Origin of the sequence: Curtobacterium sp. MCBA15_013 (assembly GCF_001865095.1) — a bacterium.
Classification (GTDB): Bacteria; Actinomycetota; Actinomycetes; order Actinomycetales; family Microbacteriaceae; genus Curtobacterium.
Genome location: NZ_MJGQ01000005.1, coordinates 71680 through 95681, shown reverse-complemented (window position 1 = coordinate 95681; position 24002 = coordinate 71680). Strand labels below are relative to the sequence as shown.

Annotated in this window: 19 protein-coding genes, 1 tRNA gene and 1 pseudogene; 6 read left to right on the top strand and 15 right to left on the bottom strand. The window is 71.0% G+C overall.

Features of this window, described 5'->3' with window-relative positions:
* Positions 1–57: 57 nt before the first annotated feature.
* Genes rdgB through murI form a run of 3 tightly spaced genes read right to left on the bottom strand, consistent with a single transcriptional unit; the run spans position 58 to position 2227 of the window.
* Entirely contained in the window at positions 58–651 is a 594-nt protein-coding gene (rdgB, locus tag BIV01_RS04125; RefSeq protein ID WP_071302032.1) for an RdgB/HAM1 family non-canonical purine NTP pyrophosphatase, read from the bottom strand.
* Entirely contained in the window at positions 648–1385 is a 738-nt protein-coding gene (gene rph / locus BIV01_RS04120; RefSeq protein ID WP_070416667.1) for a ribonuclease PH, read from the bottom strand. The genes rdgB and rph overlap by 4 nt, the downstream gene beginning before the upstream one ends.
* Positions 1382–2227: a glutamate racemase gene (gene murI, locus BIV01_RS04115; RefSeq protein ID WP_070419170.1), complete on the bottom strand. Its 846-nt coding sequence runs from the start codon at positions 2225–2227 to the stop codon at positions 1382–1384. Before murI ends, rph begins: the two co-directional genes overlap by 4 nt.
* 314 nt (positions 2228–2541) lie before the next feature.
* On the opposite strand from murI, the gene BIV01_RS04110 reads away from it, so the two are divergent.
* The gene (locus tag BIV01_RS04110; protein ID WP_071302040.1) at positions 2542–3837 is read left to right on the top strand and encodes a nicotinate phosphoribosyltransferase; all 1296 of its coding nucleotides are present in this window, start codon (positions 2542–2544) and stop codon (positions 3835–3837) included.
* A gap of 9 nt (positions 3838–3846) precedes the next feature.
* Here the strand turns inward: BIV01_RS04110 and BIV01_RS04105 are convergent.
* The 3 genes and pseudogenes from BIV01_RS04105 to BIV01_RS18880 all read right to left on the bottom strand — a co-directional run bounded on the left by BIV01_RS04105 (position 3847) and on the right by BIV01_RS18880 (position 7187).
* Positions 3847–4105: pseudogene (locus BIV01_RS04105) on the bottom strand (DUF3039 domain-containing protein).
* A gap of 146 nt (positions 4106–4251) precedes the next feature.
* The gene (locus tag BIV01_RS04100) at positions 4252–5823 is read right to left on the bottom strand and encodes a hypothetical protein (protein WP_071302031.1); all 1572 of its coding nucleotides are present in this window, start codon (positions 5821–5823) and stop codon (positions 4252–4254) included.
* The gene (locus tag BIV01_RS18880; protein WP_254791775.1) at positions 5799–7187 is read right to left on the bottom strand and encodes an ABC transporter ATP-binding protein; all 1389 of its coding nucleotides are present in this window, start codon (positions 7185–7187) and stop codon (positions 5799–5801) included. Before BIV01_RS18880 ends, BIV01_RS04100 begins: the two co-directional genes overlap by 25 nt.
* 321 nt (positions 7188–7508) lie before the next feature.
* Here BIV01_RS18880 and BIV01_RS04090 point away from each other — a divergent pair, with 321 nt between their 5' ends.
* The 4 genes from BIV01_RS04090 (at position 7509) to BIV01_RS04075 (ending at position 10255) form a co-directional block, all read left to right on the top strand.
* On the top strand, positions 7509–8204 hold the full coding sequence (locus BIV01_RS04090; RefSeq protein WP_070416669.1) for a phosphocholine cytidylyltransferase family protein: 696 nt from the start codon (positions 7509–7511) through the stop codon (positions 8202–8204).
* A 44-nt stretch (positions 8205–8248) separates the two neighbouring features.
* Complete coding sequence (locus BIV01_RS04085) at positions 8249–9073, top strand: ABC transporter permease (protein WP_070416670.1); 825 nt, start codon at positions 8249–8251, stop codon at positions 9071–9073.
* The gene (locus tag BIV01_RS04080) at positions 9073–9843 is read left to right on the top strand and encodes an ABC transporter ATP-binding protein (RefSeq protein WP_071302030.1); all 771 of its coding nucleotides are present in this window, start codon (positions 9073–9075) and stop codon (positions 9841–9843) included. The genes BIV01_RS04085 and BIV01_RS04080 overlap by 1 nt, the downstream gene beginning before the upstream one ends.
* Before the next feature lie 109 nt (positions 9844–9952).
* On the top strand, positions 9953–10255 hold the full coding sequence (locus BIV01_RS04075) for a hypothetical protein (protein ID WP_071302029.1): 303 nt from the start codon (positions 9953–9955) through the stop codon (positions 10253–10255).
* 46 nt (positions 10256–10301) lie between these two features.
* Here BIV01_RS04075 and BIV01_RS04070 read toward each other — a convergent pair whose 3' ends face one another.
* The 5 genes from BIV01_RS04070 to BIV01_RS20175 all read right to left on the bottom strand — a co-directional run bounded on the left by BIV01_RS04070 (position 10302) and on the right by BIV01_RS20175 (position 16708).
* Entirely contained in the window at positions 10302–11534 is a 1233-nt protein-coding gene (locus tag BIV01_RS04070; protein ID WP_071302028.1) for a CDP-glycerol glycerophosphotransferase family protein, read from the bottom strand.
* Between the two features lie 42 nt (positions 11535–11576).
* Positions 11577–12485: a glycosyltransferase family 2 protein gene (locus BIV01_RS04065; RefSeq protein WP_071302027.1), complete on the bottom strand. Its 909-nt coding sequence runs from the start codon at positions 12483–12485 to the stop codon at positions 11577–11579.
* Positions 12482–13300, bottom strand: coding sequence for a CDP-alcohol phosphatidyltransferase family protein (locus tag BIV01_RS04060; RefSeq protein ID WP_071294999.1), 819 nt, complete (start codon positions 13298–13300; stop codon positions 12482–12484). The genes BIV01_RS04065 and BIV01_RS04060 overlap by 4 nt, the downstream gene beginning before the upstream one ends.
* A gap of 9 nt (positions 13301–13309) precedes the next feature.
* Positions 13310–14353, bottom strand: a complete 1044-nt coding sequence (locus BIV01_RS04055) for a glycosyltransferase family 2 protein (protein WP_071302026.1) — start codon at positions 14351–14353, stop codon at positions 13310–13312.
* Between the two features lie 315 nt (positions 14354–14668).
* Positions 14669–16708 carry a S1C family serine protease gene (locus tag BIV01_RS20175; RefSeq protein WP_083413753.1) on the bottom strand — a complete coding sequence of 680 codons (2040 nt, stop codon included), beginning with the start codon at positions 16706–16708 and terminating at the stop codon, positions 14669–14671.
* A gap of 192 nt (positions 16709–16900) precedes the next feature.
* Here BIV01_RS20175 and BIV01_RS04045 point away from each other — a divergent pair, with 192 nt between their 5' ends.
* Positions 16901–18103 (top strand): aminotransferase class I/II-fold pyridoxal phosphate-dependent enzyme, encoded by a 1203-nt coding sequence (locus BIV01_RS04045; RefSeq protein WP_071302025.1) that lies wholly within the window; start codon positions 16901–16903, stop codon positions 18101–18103.
* Between the two features lie 394 nt (positions 18104–18497).
* Here BIV01_RS04045 and BIV01_RS04040 read toward each other — a convergent pair whose 3' ends face one another.
* The 4 genes from BIV01_RS04040 to BIV01_RS04025 all read right to left on the bottom strand — a co-directional run bounded on the left by BIV01_RS04040 (position 18498) and on the right by BIV01_RS04025 (position 23992).
* Positions 18498–19313 carry a carbon-nitrogen hydrolase family protein gene (locus BIV01_RS04040; protein WP_071302024.1) on the bottom strand — a complete coding sequence of 272 codons (816 nt, stop codon included), beginning with the start codon at positions 19311–19313 and terminating at the stop codon, positions 18498–18500.
* 200 nt (positions 19314–19513) lie between these two features.
* A tRNA-Met gene (locus tag BIV01_RS04035) sits at positions 19514–19590 on the bottom strand.
* Positions 19591–19654: 64 nt separating this feature from the next.
* Positions 19655–22642: a UPF0182 family membrane protein gene (locus BIV01_RS04030; protein WP_175473631.1), complete on the bottom strand. Its 2988-nt coding sequence runs from the start codon at positions 22640–22642 to the stop codon at positions 19655–19657.
* 240 nt (positions 22643–22882) lie between these two features.
* Complete coding sequence (locus BIV01_RS04025; protein ID WP_071302023.1) at positions 22883–23992, bottom strand: YlbL family protein; 1110 nt, start codon at positions 23990–23992, stop codon at positions 22883–22885.
* Positions 23993–24002: the final 10 nt, after the last annotated feature.

The following is a 24002-nucleotide window of genomic DNA, read 5'->3' as shown; positions in this document are numbered from 1 at the left end:
AGCCACGTCGCGACGTGGCTCGGGTCGTCTTTGGTTGTGCGGCCGCCTGCCCGCGCGTCACACGCCGAAGTACTCCCGCACCACCGGCGCGATCCCGCGGAACGCCTTGCTCCGGTGCGACAGCGCGTTCTTCTCCTCGCGCGTCAACTCCGCCGACGTCCGGTCGGCGTCGTCCGGCCGGAAGACCGGGTCGTACCCGTGCCCACCGTCGCCGATGGGCTCGGTCGTGACCTCGCCGTTCCAGACCGCCTCGACCACGTGCTCGGTGCCGTCCGGCGTGACGAACGCCGCGGCGCACACGAACGCCGCCGTGCGCTCGACGACCCCGTCGAGGTTCCGCAGCAGCAGCGCGATGTTGTCCGCGTCGACCCGCGTGCCGGCGTACCGCGCCGAGTGGATGCCGGGAGCACCGTCCAACGCGTCCACAGCGATGCCCGAGTCGTCGGCGAGCGCCGGGAGCCCCGTGTGCGCGACCGCCGCCCGGGCCTTGATGAGGGCGTTCGCGGCGTAGGTGTCCCCGTCCTCGACGGGCTCCGGGCCGTCGTACCCGACGAGCTCGACGCCGTCGCCCAGCGCCGACCCGAGGATCTCGCGCAGCTCGACGACCTTGCCCTTATTGTGCGTCGCCAGGACCACCGTGCGGGAGGTCACGCGAGCCCCAGCACGGACTTCTGGATCGCCGCGAGGGACTGGTTGCCCGCGAGCCCGAGGTCCAGCAGCACGTTGAGCTCGTCGCGGTCGAAGGGTGCGTGCTCGGCGGTCCCCTGCACCTCGATGAACTTGCCCGAGCCCGTCGTGACGATGTTCATGTCGGTGTCGGCGGCGGAGTCCTCGGTGTACGCGAGGTCGAGCATCGGCTCGCCCTTGACGATCCCGACGGAGATGGCCTGCACGCTGTCGAGCAGCGGAGTCGCCTTCTTCGCCACGAACCCGCGGTCGCGCCCCCACTCGATCGCGTCCACCATCGCGACGTACGCGCCCGTGATCGACGCCGTGCGGGTGCCGCCGTCGGCCTGGAGCACGTCGCAGTCGATGACGAGCGTGTTCTCGCCGAGACCCTTCGTGTCGACGACCGCGCGCAGTGACCGGCCGATCAGGCGGGAGATCTCGTGCGTGCGCCCGCCGACCTTGCCCTTGATCGATTCACGCTGCATGCGCTCGTTCGTCGAGCGGGGCAGCATCGAGTACTCGGCGGTGACCCAGCCGGTGCCCTTGCCGGCGAGCCACCGCGGGACGCCGTTCGTGAAGGACGCGGTGCAGAGCACCCTGGTGTTGCCGAACGAGATGAGCGCGCTGCCCTCGGCCTGCGTGCTCCACCCCCGCTCGATCGTGACGGGACGGTGGTCGGTCGCGGTGCGGCCGTCGATGCGGAGCGTGTCGCTCATGGGGTCCTTTCGATGCGGGGCAGCGTGATGGCCCCGGTCTGGAGGTGGCCGACGCTGGAGACCTCGGGGCCGAGGAAGCGTCGGGCGAGTCGGATGAAGCCGTTCTTGTCGTCGCCGGTCGCCTCGAACGAGTAGGTCGGCGGCTCGGTGGCAGTGCGTTCGAGCCCGTGCTCGACGAGTCGTCGGTACACGTCGTTGGCGGTCTCCTCGGCGCTGGAGACGAGCGTCACGTCCGGGCCCATCACGTACTGGATGGCGGCGGACATGAGCGGGTAGTGGGTGCACCCGAGGACGAGCGTGTCGACGTCGGCTGCGCGGATCGGTGCGAGGTAGCCCGCAGCGACCTCGCGGAGCGCTGGGGAGGAGGTGTCCCCCGCCTCGACGAACTCGACGAAGCGCGGGCATGCCGCGAGGCTCAGACTGATGTCCGACGCGACCGCGAAGGCGTCCTCGTACGAGCGCGACGCGATGGTGCCGACCGTGCCGATCACGCCGATGCGTCCGGTGCGGGTCTGCTTGACGGCGGCGCGTGCAGCGGGCTGGATGACCTCGACGACGGGGATGCCGTAGGCCTGCTCGTACCGTTCGCGGGCGTCCCGGAGCACCGCGGACGAAGCGGTGTTGCACGCGATCACGAGGGCCTTCACCCCCTGTTCGACGAGGTCGTCCATCACCTCGAGCGCGTAGCGACGGACGTCCGCGATGGGCTTCGGGCCGTACGGCGAGTGCACGGTGTCGCCCACGTACCGGATGCTCTCGCGTGGCAGCTGGTCGATGATGGCGCGGGCCACCGTGAGTCCGCCGACCCCGCTGTCGAAGACTCCGATCGGTGCATCCGTCACGACACCAGCGTACCGAGCGCGCGGGCCCGCCCGCCCGCCCCACGGGCGGGCGAAATACGCACCGACCCGACGGAATCCGCCCGCTCGCGAAAGCCGCCGGTCCAGGAGGCGCGACCCGCCCCCGCCAGGCCGCCCCGCGCCTCCAGGCCGCCCCCACCCCGCGAGCGGGCGGAACACGCACCGCCCGCCGCGCCGACCCGGCACGTACCGCCCGCTCGCGCGCGCCGGCCGTCGGATCCGTACCTCCGAGCCCGGGCGACACTAGTGTCGGAGAGGTGACCAGCGCGCTCCTCACGGACCAGTACGAACTCACGATGGTCGACGCGGCCCTCAAGGACGGCACGGCCGACCGCCGGTGCGTGTTCGAGGTCTTCGCCCGCCGCCTGCCGGACGGACGCCGCTACGGTGTCGCCGCGGGCCTCGGCCGGTTCCTGACCGCGCTGACGGACTTCCGGTTCGGCGACGACGAGATCGCGTTCCTGCGCGACCGCGGCGTCATCGACGCCGGGACGGCCTCGTACCTCGCTGACTACCGGTTCACCGGGGACATCCGCGCCTACCGCGAGGGCGAGGTCTTCTTCCCGAACTCCCCCGTCCTCCAGATCGAGGGCACCTTCGCCGAGGCGGTCGTGCTCGAGACCCTCGCGCTGAGCATCTTCAACGCCGACAGTGCGATCGCGAGCGCCGCCGCACGCATGGTCTCCGCTGCCGACGGTCGTCCGCTCGCCGAGATGGGCTCCCGGCGCACCGGCGAGTGGAACGCCGTCGCCGCCGCCCGGGCCGCGTACATCGCGGGCTTCGGGGCGACGAGCAACCTCGAGGCCGGGCGCACCTGGGGCATCCCGACGATGGGCACCGCGGCGCACGCGTTCACGCTCCTCCACGACTCGGAGGAGGACGCCTTCCGGTCGCAGATCGACGCCCTCGGGACCGGCACGACGCTGCTCGTCGACACCTACGACATCGAGGCCGCCGTCGACACCGCGGTCCGGCTCACCGACGGCAAGCTCGGCGCCGTCCGCATCGACAGCGGCGATCTGCCTTCCGTCGTGGCGTCGGTCCGCGCACAGCTCGACCGGCTCGGGGCGACCGACACGAAGATCACGGTCACGAACGACCTCGACGAGTACACGATCGCGGCACTCCGCGCGGCACCGGTCGACTCCTACGGCGTCGGGACCTCCGTGGTCTCCGGATCGGGCCACCCGGCCGCGGGCATGGTCTTCAAGCTCGTCGCACACCGCGACGCGAGCCACCGCGACGCGAGCCACCGCGACGCAGCCGACGGCGGTGCGGCCGACGACGGCTGGGTCCCGGTCGCGAAGAAGTCGGCCGAGAAGGCCACCGTCGGCGGACGCAAGCAGGCCGGCCGCCGCCTCCGCAACGGCATCGCCACCGCCGAGGTCGTGCTGACCACGGGTCAGGTCGGGCCGGACGAACGCCCGCTGCTCGTCCCGGTGGTGACGAACGGCGAGGTGGACCCGGCGTTCCTCGGCGTGCAGGGCGTCGAAGCGGCCCGCGCGCACCACAAGATGGCGAAGGCCGAGCTGCCCGCCGACGCCTCACGCATCGGTCGGGGCGACCCGGCCATCCCCACGCTCGTCATCTGAGCGTCGGCGTCACTCCGCCTTCATCTTCTCGTAGATCGCCTTGCAGTCGGGGCAGACCGGGAACTTTGGGGTCCCGCCCGGGGATCCACTTCTTCCCGCACAGCGCCTTGACGGGCTTGCCGGTCAAGGCCGACTGCAGGATCTTGTCCTTCTTGACGTAGTGCGAGAAGCGCTCGTGGTCGCCGGGCTCGATCGCCTCTTCCTCGAGGAGCTTCTCGAGCTCGCGGTCCATCACGTCGAGGCCGCCACCGGGTTCCGTCATGCTCATGCGTCCAGGGTACGACGACCGGGCGCGCGCCGCGACGGTCCGCAACGCGCGGGGGGCGTGGCCGACCCGTGACGGCCTGGAGGCGCGGGGCGGGGTCGACCCGCGCCTCCAGGCCGTCAGGTGGTCACCCCGGGAGGCGACCCGGCTCAGTTGCGCTGCGCTGCGGCCAGCAGGTCCGGCCCGTGGCGGTCGAAGAGGCGACCGCCGATCGCGACGCCCGCCACCAGCACGACCACGCCGACCAGGACCCCGACGACGAGGGTCAGGATCCCCCACGGCTCCGGGCCGTCGACGAAGGCGAGCACCGCGAGCCAGGCCGCGGGGACGGAGCAGACCAGGATCCCGACCACCATCGACGACTGCGCGACCGAGGCGAGGACGCCGGCGGCCTGCGGCTGCTGGAAGGGGTGGTCGCCCGGTCGGACGGTCGGGTACGGCAACAGGACGGACACGACGCTCGACAGCCCGAGGCCGGACAGGAGCGCGCTCGTGCTCACGCCGACCAGCAGCGGGAAGGCCGTCCAGTCGCCGAACAGCCACGCGGAGACCCACGAGCCGGCGACGAGTGCGGGGATGCCGACCGTGAGCACCGGCACGAGGCGACCGAGTCGGTCGCTCCAGCCCGGGGCTCCCGAGGCGACGTGCAGCCACACCGCGGTGTTGTCGTACGAGACGTCGTTGTGCGGCAGGAAGCCCGCGATGAGCGCCATCAGCGGCAGCGGCACCAGGGCGGTCCAGTGCCACGGCACGCCGGCAACCCCGAGCGGGATGACGACGAGCGGGACGAAGACGATGATCAGGTAGGACGCGCGGTACCGCGGGTCGCGTCCCCAGTAGGTGAGGGCCCGTGCCGCCACCGCGCCGACGGGCGTGGAGCCGAGCGTGTCGAACCATCCGAGGCCCCGGTACCGACGGGTCCGCGCACGGCCGTCGACGGTCTCGAGCGCCCGGCCGACCACGGCCCACCAGGCGAGGCCGAGCAGGGCCACGACGACCACCGCGACGACGAGCTTGACGATGCCCTCGCCCACACGGCCGCTCGCGACGTCGGCCGGGACGGCCCAGGCGGCGCCCCACGGCGTCCATCCGGCGACGTCGGCGACGCGCTGCATCTCGGCGCCGGCCGGGTCGAGCCAGTCGACGCGGAGCAGGAGCGACACGGCCGGGATCGCCAGCACGACGATGACCAGCGCGACCAGCCAGCCGGCGTCCCGCGACCGGTGCGGACCGATCAGGGACGCACCGACGGCGCTGCCGACGCGGATGAGCAGGGCGCACGTGGCGATGGCGAGGAGGGCGGCGACGACGCCGAGGACGCCGACACCCGCACCGCGCATCCACGCGACCGACTGCGCGACGGCCACGACGGCGACCGCGACGACCGGGACCCCGATGAGTCCGGCGACCCCGAGCCCGACCGCCAGGTCGCGTCGGCCGATGCCGAACACGGTGAAGCGCCGCGGATCGAACTGGTCGCCGCGCCCGACGACGAGCGGGACGACCGTGAACGCGAAGGCGATGAGCGTGCCGACCGGGACGACGACCGAACGCGCGACCTCGGGTGCGGCGTCACGGAGCCCGACGACCTCGATCGCGACGAGCACCGCGGCGACGAGTCCCGCGACGCTGCCGAGCACGACGAGGACCGACCGGCGGGCGCTCCCGCGGACCTCGCCCGCGAGCAGGTCCGCCCTCAGCCGGAGAAGCTGTGCAACCATTCCATGCTCTCTGCCACGACGCGGCCGCCCGCGAGTTCGACGAACTTGTCCTCGAGGCTCTTGCGCCCGCGGACCTGCGCCATCGTGCCGGAGGCGAGGACCTTGCCGCCGACGATGATGGCGACGGAGTCACACGTGCGCTGCACGAGCTCCATGGAGTGGCTGGAGAGCACCACCGTGCCGCCCCCGCGCGTGTAGCGACGGAGGATCTCGGTGATGGTCGCTGCGCTCACCGGGTCGACGGACTCGAACGGTTCGTCGAGCACGAGCACCCGGGGCGAGTGGATGAGCGTCGCCGCGAGGGCGATCTTCTTCGCCATGCCCACGGAGTAGTCGGCGACCTGACGGCCGAGCGCCTCGCCGAGACCGAACGCCTCTGCCAGGTCACTGCTGCGCTTGCGCGCGGTGGCACCGTCGAGCCCGCGGAGGGTCGCCGAGTAGTACAGCAGCTGCGCGCCGGTCAGCCGGTCGAACAGCCGGAGCCGGTCCGGCAGCACGCCGAGGTCCCGCTTGGCGGCGGTCGGGTCGGCCCACACGTCGTGGTCGAGCACGGTCACGCTGCCGGCGTCGGGGCGCAGGAGTCCGGTGACCATCGACAGGGTGGTCGTCTTGCCGGCGCCGTTCGGGCCGACGACGCCGAAGATCGAGCCCTGGCGGATCTCGAGGTCGACCTCGTCGACGGCGAGGGTCTGGCCGTAGCGCTTCACGAGGCCGTCGGCACGGAGGACGACGGGCTGCTGGGGCTGCTTGGCCGTGGGCGCGGGGCGCTTCGTGCCGCTCGGGCGCTTCTTCGCGGACTTGGTGTCGGGCGCCGCGGTGTCCGCTGCGGTGTCGGCTGCTGCCGTGTCCGCTGCGGGGTCCGTGGCGGTTGCGGTGTCCGTCGGGGTCGCGCGGTCGGTCGGGGTCGCGCGGTCGGTCGCGTCCGTGCCGGCGGTCGCGTCCGTCTCGTCCGCCCGGTCGCGCGGGCCAGGAGGCACGGTGCCGGTCGTCCCCGCCGTCTGCGTCGGGCGGGTGGCACGTCCCTTGCCGCCGCGCGCCTTGGCAGGGCGGTGACCGGTGGTCGTCGGCGCCACCGCCTGCGCGGCGACGCGGTCCACCCCCGTCTCCGTCGTCTCGGTGGCCGTCGTGTCGTCGGTCATCGTGTCCTCAGCGGAGGCGTCGTGTGCATCCCCGTCCCCCATGTCGTCGTCAGCGGCGTCTCCCGCCGCGGTGGCGTCGTCGTCCTCGGTGGCCGCGTCGTCCGCGGTGTCGTCGTCGCCGTCGGCGGCCGCTTCGGCCTCGGTGTCGGCGTCCGCTTCCTCGGTCAGCCAGGCAGCGTCCGACGTGGCGTACACGTCGTCGTCGTCCCCTGCTGCTGCGGCCACCGCCCCACCGTACCAACGCTCACCGGACAGCGGGGGACGCCTCGGGCGCAGTGTCCCGAATCCCCGGCGCTGTGTCACGAATTGAGCACGAAGCGGCCGAGACCGTACCCCGGTGGAGGGTCGTTCCGTATCATTCACCGAGGCACGACGAAGTGTTCACCACTTGGAAACCTGCCCCGGCCGGTGTCCCCGTGACGATCCCTCCCTGCGAATGCGCGCAGAGACGGCGGTCTTCCCGGGCAGATCGGATCTTCCGGGAGCACACTCGACGAGGCCCGCCCGTGCCCCAGGGCGCGCGGGCGGACACCAGAAGGGACCAGCATGACCACGCAGATCGTCATCCTCGCAGCGGGGATGGGCAGCCGCCTCGGGCGCAGCCTGCCGAAGCCGCTGACCGAACTGAGCGACGGCCGCACCATCATGCAGCAGCAGTTCGACAACATCCGTGCGGCGTTCGGTTCGAGCGCACGCGTCACGATCGTCGTCGGCTACAAGTCGGAGTACATCGTCGAGGCCTTCCCCGAGGCGAACTTCGTCTACAACGAGTCCTACGACTCCACGAACACCTCGAAGAGCCTGCTCCGCGCCCTCAAGGCGACGGGCAAGGGCGGCGTGCTCTGGATGAACGGTGACGTCGTCTTCGACCCGCGTGCCCTGGTGCGTGCGGCCGACATGATCGACGAGGACCGCTCGTTCGTCAGCGTCAACACCGACAAGGTCTCCGACGAAGAGGTCAAGTACACCGTCGACGCCGAGGGCTTCATCCACAAGCTGTCGAAGCAGGTCGTCGGTGGCCTCGGCGAAGCCGTCGGCATCAACTACGTGTCCTCGAAGGACAAGCAGGCGCTCATCCGCCAGCTCGGTCGCGTCGACGACCAGGAGTACTTCGAGGGCGGCATCGAGGCTGCCATCGCCGAGGACGGGCTACTCTGGAGCCCGATCGACATCTCCGACCTCTACGCGGTCGAGATCGACTTCGCCGAGGACCTCGAGCGCGCGAACAACCTGTTCGCCTGAACCAGCGTCAAGACCCCCTCGGCAGTTCCGCCCGAAGGGAAACCGTGACCACAGCGAGTGCGCCGACCGCGCCCGCGGCTGCCGCACCAGCGGCGTCCCGGAGCGCCGGTCGGCGCTATCGTCATGCCCTCTGGCTGCTGACGATCCGAGACCTCCGCGTCCGCTACTCGACCTCAGCGCTCGGCTACTTCTGGTCGATCCTCGACCCGCTCGTGATGTCGGCGATCTACTGGTTCGTCTTCACGCAGGTGTTCCACCGCGGGTCGGTCGGCGAAGAGCCGTACATCGTGTTCCTGCTGTCGGCGCTGCTGCCGTGGATGTGGTTCACCGGTGCCGTCTCGGACTCCACGCGGGCGTTCATCAAGGAGACCAAGCTCATCCGGTCGACGACGATCCCGCGCAGCATCTGGGTCGCCCGGGTCACGGCGTCGAAGGGCATCGAGTTCCTCCTCAGCCTGCCGGTCCTCGCCGTGTTCGCGATCGCGACGGGGGCGCACTGGCACTGGGAGATCGCGCTCTACCCGCTCGCGATCGTGCTGCAGTGCGCGCTCGTGTACGGGCTCGGCCTGATCGTCGCGCCGCTCGTGGTCTTCTTCCGTGACCTCGAGCGTGCGGTGAAGCTCGTGCTCCGCTTCCTCTTCTACGCATCGCCGATCATCTACGGCACGTCGGCACTGCCCGACAAGCTGCACGACCTCGCGGCCTTCAACCCGCTCAGCGGCATCTTCGGCATCTACCGCGCGGCGTTCTTCCCGTCGCAGCTGAACTGGTTCGAGGTCGGGGTCTCCGTCGTCGTCACCGTCGTCGTCCTCGCGATCGGACTCGTCGTGTTCCGCCGCAGCGAGCACCGCGTCCTGAAGGAGCTGTGATGACCGCCACCGAGCAGACCAGCCGCAGCGCGACGGTCGCCCCCGTGATCTCCGTCCGCGACGCCGGCATCCGGTTCAAGCGCAACCGTCGGGCGAGCCGGAGCTTCAAGGACCTCTTCGCCGGCAGCAACCGCCGCAAGCGCGCGGACGAGTTCTGGGCGCTCCGGGGTGTGTCGTTCGACGTCCGCCCGGGTGAGGCGATCGGGGTCGTCGGCCGCAACGGTCAGGGCAAGTCGACGCTGCTGAAGCTCGTGGCCCAGGTCATGCTCCCCGACGAGGGACGCATCCACGTCGGCGCCGGGGTCGCACCCCTGATCGAGATCACCGGTGGCTTCGTCGGAGACCTCTCGGTCCGCGACAACGTCTACCTCACTGCGGGACTGCACGGCATGTCCCGGGCGGAGATCCGCGACGCCTTCGACGAGATCATCGAGTTCGCCGAGATCGGCGACTTCGTCGACACCCCGTACAAGCACCTGTCGAGCGGCATGAAGGTGCGCATCGCGTTCGCGGTCATCTCGCGCCTCGACGAACCGGTGATCCTGGTGGACGAGGTCCTGGCGGTCGGCGACAAGGGGTTCCGCGAGAAGTGCTACAAGCGGATCGAGGAACTCCTCGCCGGCGGCCGCACGCTGTTCTTCGTCTCGCACAGCGACAAGGACCTCCGCCGCTTCTGCGAGCGTGGGCTGTACCTCGACAGGGGTCGCCTGCAGCTCGACGGCACGATCGAGGAAGCACTGCAGCGGTACTCGTCCGACTACGCAGTCTGACCACCGATCCCCGTCCACAACCAGGGTCCCCCGGGCCGCTCTCCACAGCCGCCACTCCCCCGAGCCGAACCGGCCGCCGGACGTCAGACCCTCACCCTACGGTGACGGCATGCACCACCCGACACCGGCCTACCCCGTCCCGTTCTCGATCGACCGTTCCCGTGCCCCGCGCCGCTACGACCTGCTGAACACCGGCGACGAACCCGTCGACGGCATCACGCTCACCCACCTCGGCACCGGCTACTGCCCGCCGCTCGCCGTGCACCGGCTCGAACCGGGTCGGTCGCTCTCGATCGCCGTGTTCGGCGCCACCACCGACGACACGGGCGTGGTGATCGTCCGCTGGCGTCGACCGGACCGCTCCGAGTACCTCTGGCGGATGTCCCTCGTGGGTGACGCCCGTGCTGCCTGACCGTCCTCGTCGTGCCACCGCCGACCGGTGGGTCCGGGTCGGTCCCTCAGTCCTCGCCGCGCGCCGCCGCGACGGTCTGCCAACGGGCGAGCAGCCGTTCGACCGCGTCGTGCAGCCGCTTCGTCGCCGCACCGGGCGTCGTGTCCCCGAAGTACCGCTCGACCCAGTGCTGCAGCTTCGCGAGCTCGGCGGCGTCGTTCGCCGCGGCGTCGACCCGCGCGACGACGTCCTGCGCATCGGACGCCGTCAACCAGTTGGCGTCGCTCAGGTACCCGCGCTCGTCGACGTCCGCCTCGGGCGAGACCGGCCGGGTCACGATGAGCGGCTTGCCCACGGCGAGCCGGTCGTAGATCATCGCGCTGATGTCCGTGATCGCCACGTCCGCTCCGGCGAGCTGCCACCCCAGCTCGGCACCGTCGTCGTACACGTGGTGGGCGCCCGGGTCGGCGGCGTTGGCGCTCGCGATGGCAGCGACGATCCGCTCGTGCGCCGCCTTGTACGCGGCGTCGCGCACACCGCTGCGGGGGTGCGGCCGGTAGACGAGCCGGTGCGTCGGCGACGCGAGCACCCGTTCGGCGATCGTGGTGCCGTGGCTCGCGATCGACCCGTAGGCGGCCGCTGCGCGGTCCCCCTCCCACGTCGGCGCGTAGAGCACGACCGTGCGGTCGTCGGCCGGGTACGGCGGGGCGCCGGCGAAGTGGTCGGCCTGCGGGCGACCGATCGAGATCGTCCGGGCATCCAGGTCGTAGTCCCACAGGGCGTCCGACAGCCGTCCACGAGCGGCGTCACCGGCGATCAGGGCGTAGTCGTACGCCTTGAACTGGTTCGTCGTCATGTACATCTTGTCGCTCTCGCCGTGGTTCACGAAGACGTGCCACATGCGCCCGTACCGCATCATCTGGAAGTTGCGGGCGTTCTGGTTGACGTAGAAGACGATCTTCGGGGCCTGCTGCTCGACGAACTGCTCGAGGTCGACGACCTGGCGCGCGTAGACCACGGGCACCGGGGACTCGTCGAGCAGGGTGAGCATGGTGCCGGGGCTCCGCGCGATGATCGCGACCGGGTGGGTCGCCGCGAGTTCGGCGAGGGGGGCGTACCACTGCCGCACCTGGTACATGTTCACGGGGCCGTCGGCGAAGTAGACGGCGATCTCCACGGTGCCCGGAGCAGGGGCCGCCACCGACGGCAGTCGGCGTGCGAGTTCACGACGGCTGCGTCGCGACTTGAGCAGGCGGTCGGCGAGCCGCAGGGCCGTGCGCGCGTCACTGATGATCGGCATGGTCTCTCCTCCTGGGTCCGGGGACGGTTCGGTGCGGGCGGGTCAGACGACGGGCGGACGGCCGGCGAGCGTCATGCGGCCGATCGTGAGCCAGCCCATCACGTGCACGGGACCGCAGTCGCTCCGCCAGCCTTCACGGACGCCACCGAACCAGGTGGCGAGCCGCTGCGGGTGTCGCCACCAGCGCGCGACCTGGATCGCCGCCCACGACCCGACGTACAGCGGTCGGAGCACCGCCGGCAGGTTGCGCCGAGCCAGCCAGACCCGGTTCCGGGCGTTCAGCCGGTAGTACTCGGTGTGGCGTGCCGGGTCGATCGCGGGGTGGTGCGCGACGAGGTCCCCGGCGTACCAGGTCCGTCGGCCGGCATCCCACACGCGCCACGCGAGCTCGATGCCCTCGTGCGCGTAGAAGTACTCCGCTCCCCAGCCGCCGGTCGCGCGGTACACGTCCATCGGCAGGACGACCGCCCCTTCCCACACCGAGAACACCGGCGACGAGTGGTCGGGCTCGCCCTTGCGGATCCGCGGGATCCAGCGCGTCGGGTTCGCAGCGCCGGTGGGGTCGACGACCCGGGGTTGCACGAGACCGAGCGACGGATCGCGCTCGAACCGGCCGATCGCGTCGCGCAGGAACGTCTGCGACGGCACCGAGGCATCGTCGTCGAGGAAGAACACGTAGTCGCCGTCGACCACCTCGGCCCCGGCGTTCCGCCCGGCGGGGATGCCCACGTTCTCGGGCAGGGCCAGCGCGCGGACGCCCTCGGGCAGACCGGTCGGCTCCCAGCCGTTGCCGACGCACACCACGTCGAGGTCGACGTCCTGCTGCGCGAGCACGCTCTCGAGTCCACGACGCAGGTCGTCCGGGCGGGTCCCCTGCGACAGGCTCACCACGGCGACACGGGGCCGCTCGCGGTGCGGGACCGCGTGACGACGGAGCGTGCCCGGGGTCACCCGCGGACCCGCTTCGACGAGATGATCGCCACGAAGTGCCCGAACGTCGCCAGGACCGCCAGCGGCAGGAGCGCCCCCACCAGGATCCGGTCGGCCAGGGGATGACCGATCACGAGCGCCAGCAGCGCGAAGACGAACGCGAGGATGCTCAGCTCGACCGAGTGGTACAGGCGGTGGAACGGCAGGAACCGCGCGGCGCGACGCAGCGTCGCGAGCCGTCGTCCGGACGGGGCGGTGCCGGCGTCGCGACGGTCGACGAGCTTGTCGAGCCCGGCGTTCGCCCGTGCGACGTGCACCATGTCGTTGAGCGCCTTGTTGAGGACGATCACGAGTCCCAGCGCGCAGCCGATCGTGGTCCACATCCAGTCCGCGCCGTGGATCGGCCACGTGGCCGCACGGACGCCGAGTGCGATGGGGATGAGTCCCTCGGTCGTGTAGTGCCCGACCTTGTCGAGGAACACGCCGGCGGGCGACCGGGTCCCCCGCCACCGGGCGACCTCGCCGTCGCAGCAGTCGACGAGCATCTGCAGCTGCCCGAGCACGAGCGCGAGCGCCGCGCCCCAGATGCCCGGGATGAGCAGGGCGGCCGCGACGCTCCACCCGACGAGGATCATCAGGCCGGTCACCTGGTTCGCCGTCACGCGGGTCTTCAGCAGCACCCACGTCAGGTACGGCGAGACGTCCCGCAGGTACAGCGACGCCGTCCAGTGCTCGGCGTTCGCCCGCGACCGGACCTCGTCCGGTTGGGCGACGGCACGGAGTTCGGCGATCGAGGTCGGGCGGGCGTTCCCGCGGCCGGTCGTGTCATCGGTCAAGAGGTCAGGTCACCGTCCCGTGTGCGTGGTCAGCTCGGACGTCCGGGTCAGGAAGCCGATGATGAAGCCGAGTCCCCACCCGACGTGGATGCACGGCAGCACCACGACGAGCCAGAGGAGCGTCGGCAGCCCCGACCGCCGGGCGACCGCGACGGCCCCCAGCACGACGAAGACGATGTAGACGGCGGGCACCACGAAGCCGAGCAGCGCCCACGCCGCCCCCGTCCCGAGTGCGGCGCCGATGATCCCGACGATGCCGGCGACGATGCCGAGCGCCATCGCGGCGACCATGGCCGGGGGCACGAAGTAGCGCAGGCCGTTGTGGGCGGGGAACCGGCGGGCGAGCTCGCCGCGCCACAGCCCCGTGGCGACGAACTGCCGGACCAGACGCTTCAGGCTCGGCCGCGGGCGGTACGTGACGACGAGCTCCGGGGTGAACCACACCGTGCCACCGGTCTGCCGGAGGCGCCGGTTGAGCTCCCAGTCCTGGCCGCGCTTGATGCCCTCGTCGAACAGCCCGACCTCGAACAGTCGGTCACGCCGGAACACGCCGAGGTACGCCGTCTCGGCCGGACCGGCCTGGCCGCCGACGTGGTGCGGCGTGCCACCGAGCCCGACGCGGCTGCCGTACGCCAGCGCCACGGCGCGTTCGAACGGGGTCCGCCCCTCGGCGCGCATGATCCCGCCGACGTTGTCCGCGCCCGACTCCTGCAGCACGCGCACGGCGATCCGCGTGTAGTCCTGCGGCAGCACCGAGTGCGCGTCGACACGGACCACGACGGGGTGCACGGACGCGCGGATCGCCACGTTCAGCCCGGCGGGCGTGGAGCCGGCGGGGTTCTCGATCGCGCGGATCCGGGGGTCGGCGGCGCTCATCTCGGCGACGAGTTCGTTGGTGCCGTCGATCGACGGGCCGAGGGCGAGGATGACCTCGAACGGACCGGAGTAGTCCTGCTCGAGCAGACTCTGGACGGCTGCCCGGACCTCGGTGACCTCGTTGAGGACGGGCATCACGTACGAGACGCCCGGCAGGGGCTGTCCGTCTGTCTGCATCGGTACCTCGGGGTCCTCACCTGGGTGCACGGGACGCACCGCGGACGGTGCCGCCCCGCAAGAGCGACCCTGAGCCTATCAAGTCGCCGCGGGTCGTCGGGTCGTCGGGGCGACCGGCAGACGGACGGGAGGTGGGCCCCACCCGGCCGGTACCGGCGCGTCGCGGAGCCTGCGGAGCGTCGTGACGGCCGAGACGGGAGGTGGGCCCCACCCGGCCGGTACCGGCGCGGCGCGGAGCCTGCGGAGCGTCGTGACGGCCGAGACGGGAGGCGCGGTGCCAGCTGGCACCGCGCCTCCCGTCCGTCGCTGGTCGCGTCAGCCCTTGTAGGTGCCGAGCGTGACGTCCGCCTCGCGCGTCTCACCGCCGCGGATGAAGGTGATCGTGGTCTTCGCGCCACCGGCGAAGTACCGCACCTGTGCCGTGAGGTCGGTCGCGTCGGACACCGTCGCCGAGCCGATCTTCGTGACGACGTCGCCCTTCTGCAGGCCGGCCTTGGCCGCCGCGCCACCGGACGACACCGACTTGATGAGGCCGCCCATCTGCGTGGCGTTCGCGTCCTCCGCGGCGTCGCCCACGGTCGCACCGAGTAGCCCGTGCGTGGCGGAGCCGTTGTCCTTGATCTCGTTCGCGACCCGCTTGACGAGGTTCGACGGGATCGAGAAGCCGACGCCGATGCTGCCGGACTGGCTCGACGACGAGTCGGACGAGCTGCCCGCGCTCGCGATGGCCACGTTGATGCCGATGAGCTTGCCCTTGGAGTCGAGCAGCGCACCACCCGAGTTGCCGGGGTTGATCGACGCGTCGGTCTGGATGACCGGCAGCGAGACGGTGCTGTTCGTCGACGAGTCGCTGCCGTTGCCGCCGTTGCCCCAGAAGTCGAAGGGACCGCCGCTCGAGCCGTTCCCGCCCTCGTTCGAGTCGCCGCCCTCGGTGGGAGCGCTCGAGGTGACCTGGATGCTGCGGCTCAGGGTCGAGACGATGCCGTCCGTCACGGTGTTCGACAGGCCGAGCGGTGCACCGATCGCCACCGCGGTGTCGCCGACGTTGAGGTCGGACGAGTCCGCGAAGCTGATCGGCTTCATGTCGGTCGCGTCGATCTTGATGACCGCGAGGTCGACCGTCGGGTCCGTGCCGACGAGCTTCGCCGGGTAGATCTTGCCGTCCGACGTCGTCACCGTGATCGTCCCGTTGGAGCTGTCGCCGTCGAGCGTCACCACGTGGGTGTTCGTGACGATGTAGCCGTCCTTGCTGAAGACGACGCCGGAACCGGTGCCGGCTTCGCTGCTCGACGAGACGTTGATCGTGACCACCGAGGGGGTCGCCTGCGCGGCCACCGCGGTGACGACCGTGGCGTTGTTGTAGTCGTTGACGGTGAGGTTGCCGCCGCCCTGCGCGCTCGAGGACCCGACGACGTTGCTGCCGCCCTGCGTGTTGGACGCGGCGAGCCAGCCGGCGCCGCCGCCGACGAGGCCCGCGATGACGACGCCGGCGATGATCGGGAGGGCGAGGCGGCCGCGACCGGTGCCGGTGCGGCGGCCGGGGGCTGCTGCTCCGACGCCTGCTCCGGCTGCGCCTGCTGCTCCGGCGGCTCCGGTGTCGAAGTAGTGGCCGTTGCGCTGGTTCGAGCCGTCGACGTCGCCGAATGCGCTCGTGGGGGCCTGGGCGGACGGGGCTCCGGCGTACTCGGAGGCCGATGCCGGCGCCGAGGTCGGCTGGGCGTACTCGCCGTAGCGGGGCTGCTGGCCGTACTGCGCCTGCTGTCCGTACTGCGACTGGCCGTACTGCTGCTGGCCGTACTGGGACTGGCCGTACTGCTGCTGGTCCTGGCCGTACTGCGGCTGTCCGTACTGCGGCTGGCCGTACTGCTGCTGGCCGTACTGGGACTGCTGCGCGTGGTCGGTGCCGTACGGGGTGGCGTGCGCACCATACCCGGCCGGCGCCTGGCCGTACTGGCTCGTCTGGCCGTACTGGCTGGGCTGGCCGTTCTGGTCCGGCTGGCCGTACTGGCTCGTCTGGCCGTACTGGCTCGTCTTGCTCGTCTGGCTCGTCTGACCGGCGTCGCCGTCGTTCTGGGACAGCGTCGGGTAGGGCGCCGTGTACCGGTCGGTCGGGTGGTCGTTCGAGGCCGCGATGACATCGGTCTCGCTCGCGGGAGCGATCACGTCGGTGTGGTCCGCGGAGCCGTCGTTCGGCGAACGGTCGCTCGTCGGAGCATCGCTGCTCGGAGCGTCGTCGCGGAACGCGTGGTCGAAGTGCTCGGAGTCGTTCGGCGAAGCGTCCTCGGATGCGGCCTTCGCGGCCGCGTCGTCCGGACGGATGTCGTCGCCCTGCCCGTTGGGCGTGGTGTCGGTCATGCTGGACGTGCTCCTTTCAAGCTCGTGCAGTCTGTCGCACCCACCTGAGCGGTGCTCCTGGTGACGCTGCAAGCGACCTATGGCGATCTTATGCGTGGGCTGTGCGGCCGTTCCCGAGATGACCTCGGCCCGGCCGCTAGGTTGGGGTCCGTTCAGCGCCGCGAGTGCGGTCGACACCTCGGAGGGAACCACATGCGCCACGCAGGACCCTGGTTGCGAGCAGCAGAGGGAGCGATGCTCCTCGGCCCGGACGGCGTCCCCGCGCCGACGGTGTTCGCCGAGATGAGTGCGCTCGCGGCGGCCACGGGCGCGGTCAACCTCGGGCAGGGCTTCCCGGACGAGGACGGTCCCGCCGAGGTACTCGAGGCAGCGGTCGCAGCCATCCGCGACGGCGTCAACCAGTACCCGCCCGGACGCGGGACCCCGGACCTGCGGGCGGCCATCAGCGAGCACCAGGCCCGGTGGTACGGCCTGGAGGTCGATCCCGACCGCCAGGTGCTCGTCACCGCCGGCGCGACCGAGGCCCTCGCCGCGACGCTCCTCGCCCTGGTGGAACCGGGCGACGAGGTCATCACCTTCGAACCGTTCTACGACGCGTACGGTGCGCTCATCGGGCTCGCCGGTGGTACCCACGTGACGGTGCCGCTGCGGGCACCCGACTTCCTCCCGGACGAGGACACCCTCCGCGCCGCGTTCTCCGACCGCACCCGTGCGGTGCTCGTGAACACCCCGCACAACCCGACCGGCCGTGTCCTCCCGACGGAGGTGCTCACCACGATCGTCGAACTGGCCACGAAGTACGACGCGGTGATCGTCACCGACGAGGTGTACGAGCACCTGACCTTCGACGTCCCGCACGTCCCGATCGCCACCCTGCCCGGTGCCGCCGATCGCACCGTGACCATCTCGAGCGCTGGGAAGACCTTCAGCACCACCGGCTGGAAGATCGGCTGGCTCACGGCGGCACCGGCGCTCGTCGACGCGATCACCACCGTGAAGCAGTTCCTGACGTTCGTGAACGGCGCGCCCTTCCAGCCCGCGGTGGCGACCGGACTCCGGCTGCCGGACAGCGTGTTCGCCGGCATCGCCGCCGAGCTGTCCGCCAAGCACGACCTGCTCGCCGCGGGACTCCGAGCGGCCGGCTTCGAGGTGATGCGCCCGGACGGCGGGTACTTCGTCATCGCCGACACGGCCGCACTCGGGTACGAGGACGCCCGGGCGTTCTGCCTGCAGCTCCCCGAGCTCGCCGGGGTGGTCGGTGTCCCGGTCTCGGCGTTCGTCCGACCCGATCACGCCGACGGCTACCGGTCACTCGTGCGGTTCGCCTTCTGCAAGCGGCGCTCGGTGCTCGAGGACGCCGCCACTCGGCTCGCCGATCTCGCCCTGCGCGGCTGACTCCCCCGCGGGCGGGCGGACCGGACCCGCCCGCCCGCCACCGCGAGCGGGCGGTATCAACCCGACCCACGCCTCCAGGCCCACGCATTTCGCCCGCTCGGCGCCGGCGCGCCACCGCGCCTCAGCGCGAACGGGCGGAATCGACGCTGCTCACGCCTCCGTGCCCACGCATTTCGCCCGCTCGCCGCGAGCGCCACCGCGCCCTTAAGCGAGCGGGCGGCATCGACACCGCTCGCGCTTCCGCGCCCACGCATTTCACCCGCTCGTCACGAGCGCCGCCGCGCCCCAATGCGAACGGGCGGAATGGGAGCCGCCCGCGCCTCCAGAGCGGCGTATTTCGCCCGCTCGGCGGGGACGCACACGCGCACGCATCCCCCGCGCGCCGCCGCGCGGGTCAGGGGCGGGGCGTGACCTCGTAGCGGCGGAGGGCCAGCGACGGGTTCGTGCGGCGCACGGCGTCCGTCACGGCGGTGTCGATCCCCGCGACGAGCATCCCCGGGACCGCCCCGGCAGCGGCGACCGCGACGCCCGAGGGGTCGAGGACGACCGAGCCCCCGATGCCGATCGGCGGCGTCTGTCCCACCCCGACCACCCACACGGTGTTCTCGATGGCACGGGCGGTGAGCAGCGTCCTCCAGTGGTGCTCCTTGCCGGGGCCTCGGACCCACTCGGCGGGCAGGACCACGACGTCGGCGGCGCCGTGTTCGGGTGCGGCCAGGCGCCGGGTGACCTCGGGGAACCGCAGGTCGTAGCAGGTCTCGAGGCCGACGCGCAGCCCGCCGAGCTCGAACACCGGCAGCTGTTCGGGGTCGCCGGACTCGATGTGGTCCGACTCCTTCGAGCCGAACGCGTCGTAGAGGTGCACCTTCCGGTACGTCGCGGCGATCGACCCTTCGGGCAGGACCGCGATGAGGGTGTTCCGGAAGCGGTCCGGGACGTCAGCGGCTTCGGCGACGCCGACGACGAGGGCGATGCCGACCTCGCGGGCGATGGCCTGCAGCCCGGTGACGAACGGACCGTCGAGCGGTTGGGCGGCGGCCACGAACCGGTCGTCGATCTCGGCGGTGAAGTACGAGGTGTACTCCGGCGTGACGAGGAGGTCGGCGTGACGGGCGGCGGCGTCGACTGCCGCGGCGCGGACGGTCTCGAGGTTCGCGACGGGGTCGTCCACGGGTGCGAACTGCGCCGCGGCGACGGTGAGGGTGCCCATCCGCCGAGCGTACCGGGCGGCCCGAGACTCGGCTCCGCGGACGTTCCTCGCGCAGTGCGGGCGCGAAACTGTCCGCCCGGCCGAGACTCGGCGCCGCCCACCCGCACACGCGCCCACCGGCACAGCACCAGCCAGCACGCCAGCACGCGCACACGAAGAAGGCCCCGGTCCGACTGGACCGGGGCCTTCTCTGTGACGCTTGGTTGCGGGGGCAGGATTTGAACCTACGACCTCTGGGTTATGAGCCCAGCGAGCTACCGAACTGCTCCACCCCGCGGCACGTTGAACAGCCTACACGGGGCCGTGGCGGGGCACAAATCGAGTGCCCCGCCACGGTGTGTCTAGTTCCCGCCCTCGGCCTCGGTGGCGGCCTGGATCGCGTCCTGCAGCCGCTGGTCGGCCTCGGCAGCGGCGACCAGGTCGTTGTCCGCGTAGGCGTCCTGGCGGTCCTGCAGCGCCTGCTTGGCGTCGTTCAGGGCCTTCTGCAGCGCCGCGTTGTCGACCGTGCCGGAGCCGGACGAGCCCGAGGACGCACCGGAGTCGGAACCCGACGACCCGGAGTCCGACGAACCCGAGTCGGAACCCGACGACGCACCCGAGTCACCCGAGCCACCCGACGCACCGGAGTCACCGGCCGACGCACCCGAGTCGCCGCCGAAGAGGCTGTTGAGCGCCTCGTCGAGGGTGTCCTCGAACGCGATCTTGTCGCCGAACGCCACGAGCACCTTCTGCAGCAGCGGGTACGAGCCGCTCGACGTCGACTGCACGTACACGGGCTGCACGTAGAGGAAGCCGCCACCCACCGGGAGCGTGAGCAGGTTGCCCTGCTTCACGGTCGAGTTCCCGCGCTTCAGGATGTTCAGCTCCTGCGAGACGGTCGAGTCACCGTTGAAGAGGCTCTGCACCTGACCGGGCCCGGGGATGTTGTCCGTCTTCGGCATCGTCAACAGCGTGAGCTTGCCGTAGCCGGACCCCTTCTTGCCCTTCCCCGCGCCTCCGGCATCGGAGTCCACGGCGAGGTACCCGGTCAGCACGTTCCGGTTGTTCGCCCCGGCCGACTGCTGCGGGATGTAGGTCGTGTACAGCGTGTACGCGGTCCCCTGCCCCGGCACCTTCATCGTGAGGTAGTACGGGTCCTGCAGGTTGCCCTTGGCCGTCGTCGTGGTGGTCGCCCCGAGCGCGTTCGTGCCCGAGTTGGTCGTGGTCGACGCGTCCGAGGTGTCGGTGTCGTTCGTCCCCGAGGTCGGTTCCTGCGGCACGTTCCAGGCGTCGTCACCCGAGTAGAACGAGTTCGCGTTCGTGACGTGGTAGGTGCCGAGGATCGACCGCTGCACCTTGAACAGGTCGGTCGGGTACCGCACGTGGTCGAGCAGCTCCGCGCTCATGCTCGACACGGGCTTCGTCGCCGTCGGGAAGATCTTCTGCCACGTCTTGAGCACCGGGTCCTTGGTGTCCCAGGCGTAGAGCGTCACCTTGCCCGTGTACGCGTCGACCGTGGCCTTCACCGAGTTCCGGATGTAGTTGACCTGGTCGGTCCGGTACGCCGAGCTCTCGGCACCCGCGATCGTGTCGGAGAGGCTCTGGCTCTGCGAGTACGGGTACGCGTCGCTCGTCGTGTACCCGTCGACGACCCACTGGATGCGGTGGTCGACGATCGCCGGGTACGCGTCGTTGTCGAGGGTCAGGTACGGCGCGACCTTCTGCACGCGGGTGATCGGGTCGCGGTCGTAGAGGATCTGCGAGTCCTGGTTCACGGCGTTCGACAGCAGGATCTGCTCGGACTGGAACTTCGCGGCGTAGACGAGCCGGTTGAAGAAGTTGCCGATGCTCGGGCCGCCGTCGCCGGCGTACGTCGTCGTGGCGTTGCCGCCGCTGTCGTCGTTCTCGTCCGAGCCGGACGGGTAGTCGAGCTCGACGTTCTTCGAGCCCTTCGGCGCACCGACGATCGAGTACGCCGGCGAGGTCTCACCGAAGTACACGCGCTGCTGGAAGTCGCCGAGGGCACCGTTGGACGGGATCCCCGACTCGAGGAACACCGGCTTGCCGTCGCTGGCGCGCTGGTTGCCGTACGCCGCCGTCACGCCGTAGCCGTGCGTGTAGACGAAGGCACGGTTGTACGGGGTGTTCGCCTGCGCGCTGAGGCCGTCGAGGTCGATGTCGCGCACCGCGATCACGGTGTCCTCGGTCTCGCCCTTGACGTCGTAGCGGTCGACGTCGAGCTCCTTCGGGAATTGGTAGTACTGCCGGTACTGCTGCAGCTGGCTGAAGGTGTCCGAGACGATCTTCGGGTCGATCAGGCGGATGTTCGCCGTCGTCTGGGCGTCCTGCGCGAGGGCGCCGGAGCTCGCCTCGGTCGTCGCGTCGTAGTTCTGCTCCTGGACGCCCGCGACACCGTAGGCGTCACGGGTCGCCTTGATGTTCCGCTCGATGTACGCGGACTCGAACGTCCGCTCCGAGGGCTTCACCTGCAGGCGCTGGACGATCCACGGGTAGATGCCGCCGATGACGATCGCCGCGACGAGCAGGAGCCCGGTACCGACGATCGAGATGCGCCAGCGGCCGATGACCGCGGTCACGATGAAGAGGATCGCCACGATCGCGGCGATGCCCGCCATGATCTCGCGACCCGGGATGACGGCGTTCACCTCGGTGTACTGCGCACCGGTGATGAGCGAGTTCGACTTCGTCAGCGCGGCGTACTGGTCGAGCCAGAGGCTCACGGCCTGCAGCGCGACGTAGACGGCGGCGGTGATCGCGAGCTGGATGCGCGCGGCCTTCGAGATCCGGACCTCGCGCCCGCCGAAGCGCATCGCGCCGTACAGGTAGCACGCGGCGAGCGCGGCCAGCCCGGCGATGAGCACCACGGCCGACGAGTAGGCCACGATCGCGCGCCAGAACGGCAGTTCGAACACGTAGAAGCCGATGTCGAGCCCGAACTGCGGGTCGGTCTTGCCGAACGGCGTCCGGTTGAAGTACTCGAGCACCATGGTCCACCGGCCGGCGGTCGACAGCCCGGCGAAGATGCCGAGCACGACCGGGATCCCGATCATGACGGCACGGCGCAGCGGCTCGATGACCTGCTGGTAGCGATCGAGCTGCGAGTTGAGCTTCGCGTAGACCGGCCGGAACCGGAACGCGATCGCGATGCTCGCGTAGACGGGCACCGCCATCCCGAGGAACCCGGCGAGGAACATCAGGGTCCCGGCGATCCACCGCGTGGTCAGGACCTGCTGGAAGCCGAGCTGTGCGAACCACGCGTAGTCGGTGTACAGGCTCGCGAAGATGAAGAAGGCGATCACCAGTGCGGCCAGCACGATGATCGTGACCACGATCGGGACCCGCGGCGAACGCCGCCCCGAGGTGGACGAGGTTGTCGTCACTTGATGTGCTCCAGACGTGTCGAACCGGCGGGCCCGGCGCGGCGGGCCGTCAGTGCATCGATCCTATGTGGCGCGAGCACCCCTGAAACTGTACGGAGGCTCAGGATGGTGGGTCGCGCCTCCTGGAACGCGGTTCGGGAGGCACGGATCGCGACGGCCGCGGACGTCGCCTGGAGCGCGTGGCCGGGTCTACGACGTGCAGCGCGCGAGCTTCGCGGTGCTCTTCCCGGAGGCGATCGTCTGCAGGTCGGTGACCGCCTGGTCGAGCGTGGCGACCTTGTAGACGTCGAGTCCGTCCGGGACGTGGCCGACGACCTCGCCGCAGTTGTCGGCCGGCGCGAGGAAGACGGTCGCGCCGGCGTCCTTCGCGCCGTAGAGCTTCTGCCGGATGCCGCCGATCGCGCCGACCTCGCCGTCGGCGGTGATCGTGCCGGTGCCGGCGACGTGCTTGCCGCCGTTGAGCTTGCCCGGCGTGATCTCGTCGATGATCCCGAGGGCGAACATCATCCCGGCCGACGGGCCGCCGACGTCCTGGAGCTCGATGGAGACGCGGAACGGGAAGTCGTACTGCTCGGTCACGCCCACGCCGATCAGGGCCGTGCCCTGCTCGCTCCGCGGCGTCAGTTCGACCGTCTTCTCGGCGCCGTCGCGTTCGACGACGACCGTCGCCGGGCCCGAGGTGCCGTGCTTCGCGACCAGCTCACGGAGCGAGGTGGCGTCGGCGTTCTCGGTGAGCGAGGTCCCGTCGAAGGAGCGGATGACGTCGCCCTTCTCGATGACGCCGTCGGCTGCCGAGCCCTTCTGGACCGTGCCGACCTCGAGGTCGGTGGGCAGTTCGTACCCCTGCTGGATGAGGGCCGCGGCCACGGCGGACTGCTGCGACTGCTGCATGTCGGCGGTGTCCTGCTGGTTGACCTGGTCGGTGGTGACGCCCTCGGGGTAGATCGCGGACGCCGGGATGACCGCCTCGGACTTCGTGAAGAGCGCCCGGATGACGCTCGTCCAGGAGGGGCGGTTCGTGGCGTCGCCCTGGATGCCGACGGTGAGCATGTCGAGTGCGCCGGCGGTGGGGTAGGTCGGGTGGCCGTCGACCTGGATGAGCTTGACCTGCTTCGCGTCCTTGCCCGTGCCCTGCTCCTGGGTCCCGATGGTGTTGTACACCGGGCCGGGGACCTCGATCAGGTAGGGGCTCGGCAGCAGGCTGGCGAGGAGCCCGAGGACGACGGCACCGATCAGGAACGCCCAGCCGACGGTCCGGGAACGGGGACGACGACGGGGCTCGGCGGCGAAGAGGGTCACGAGAACGTCC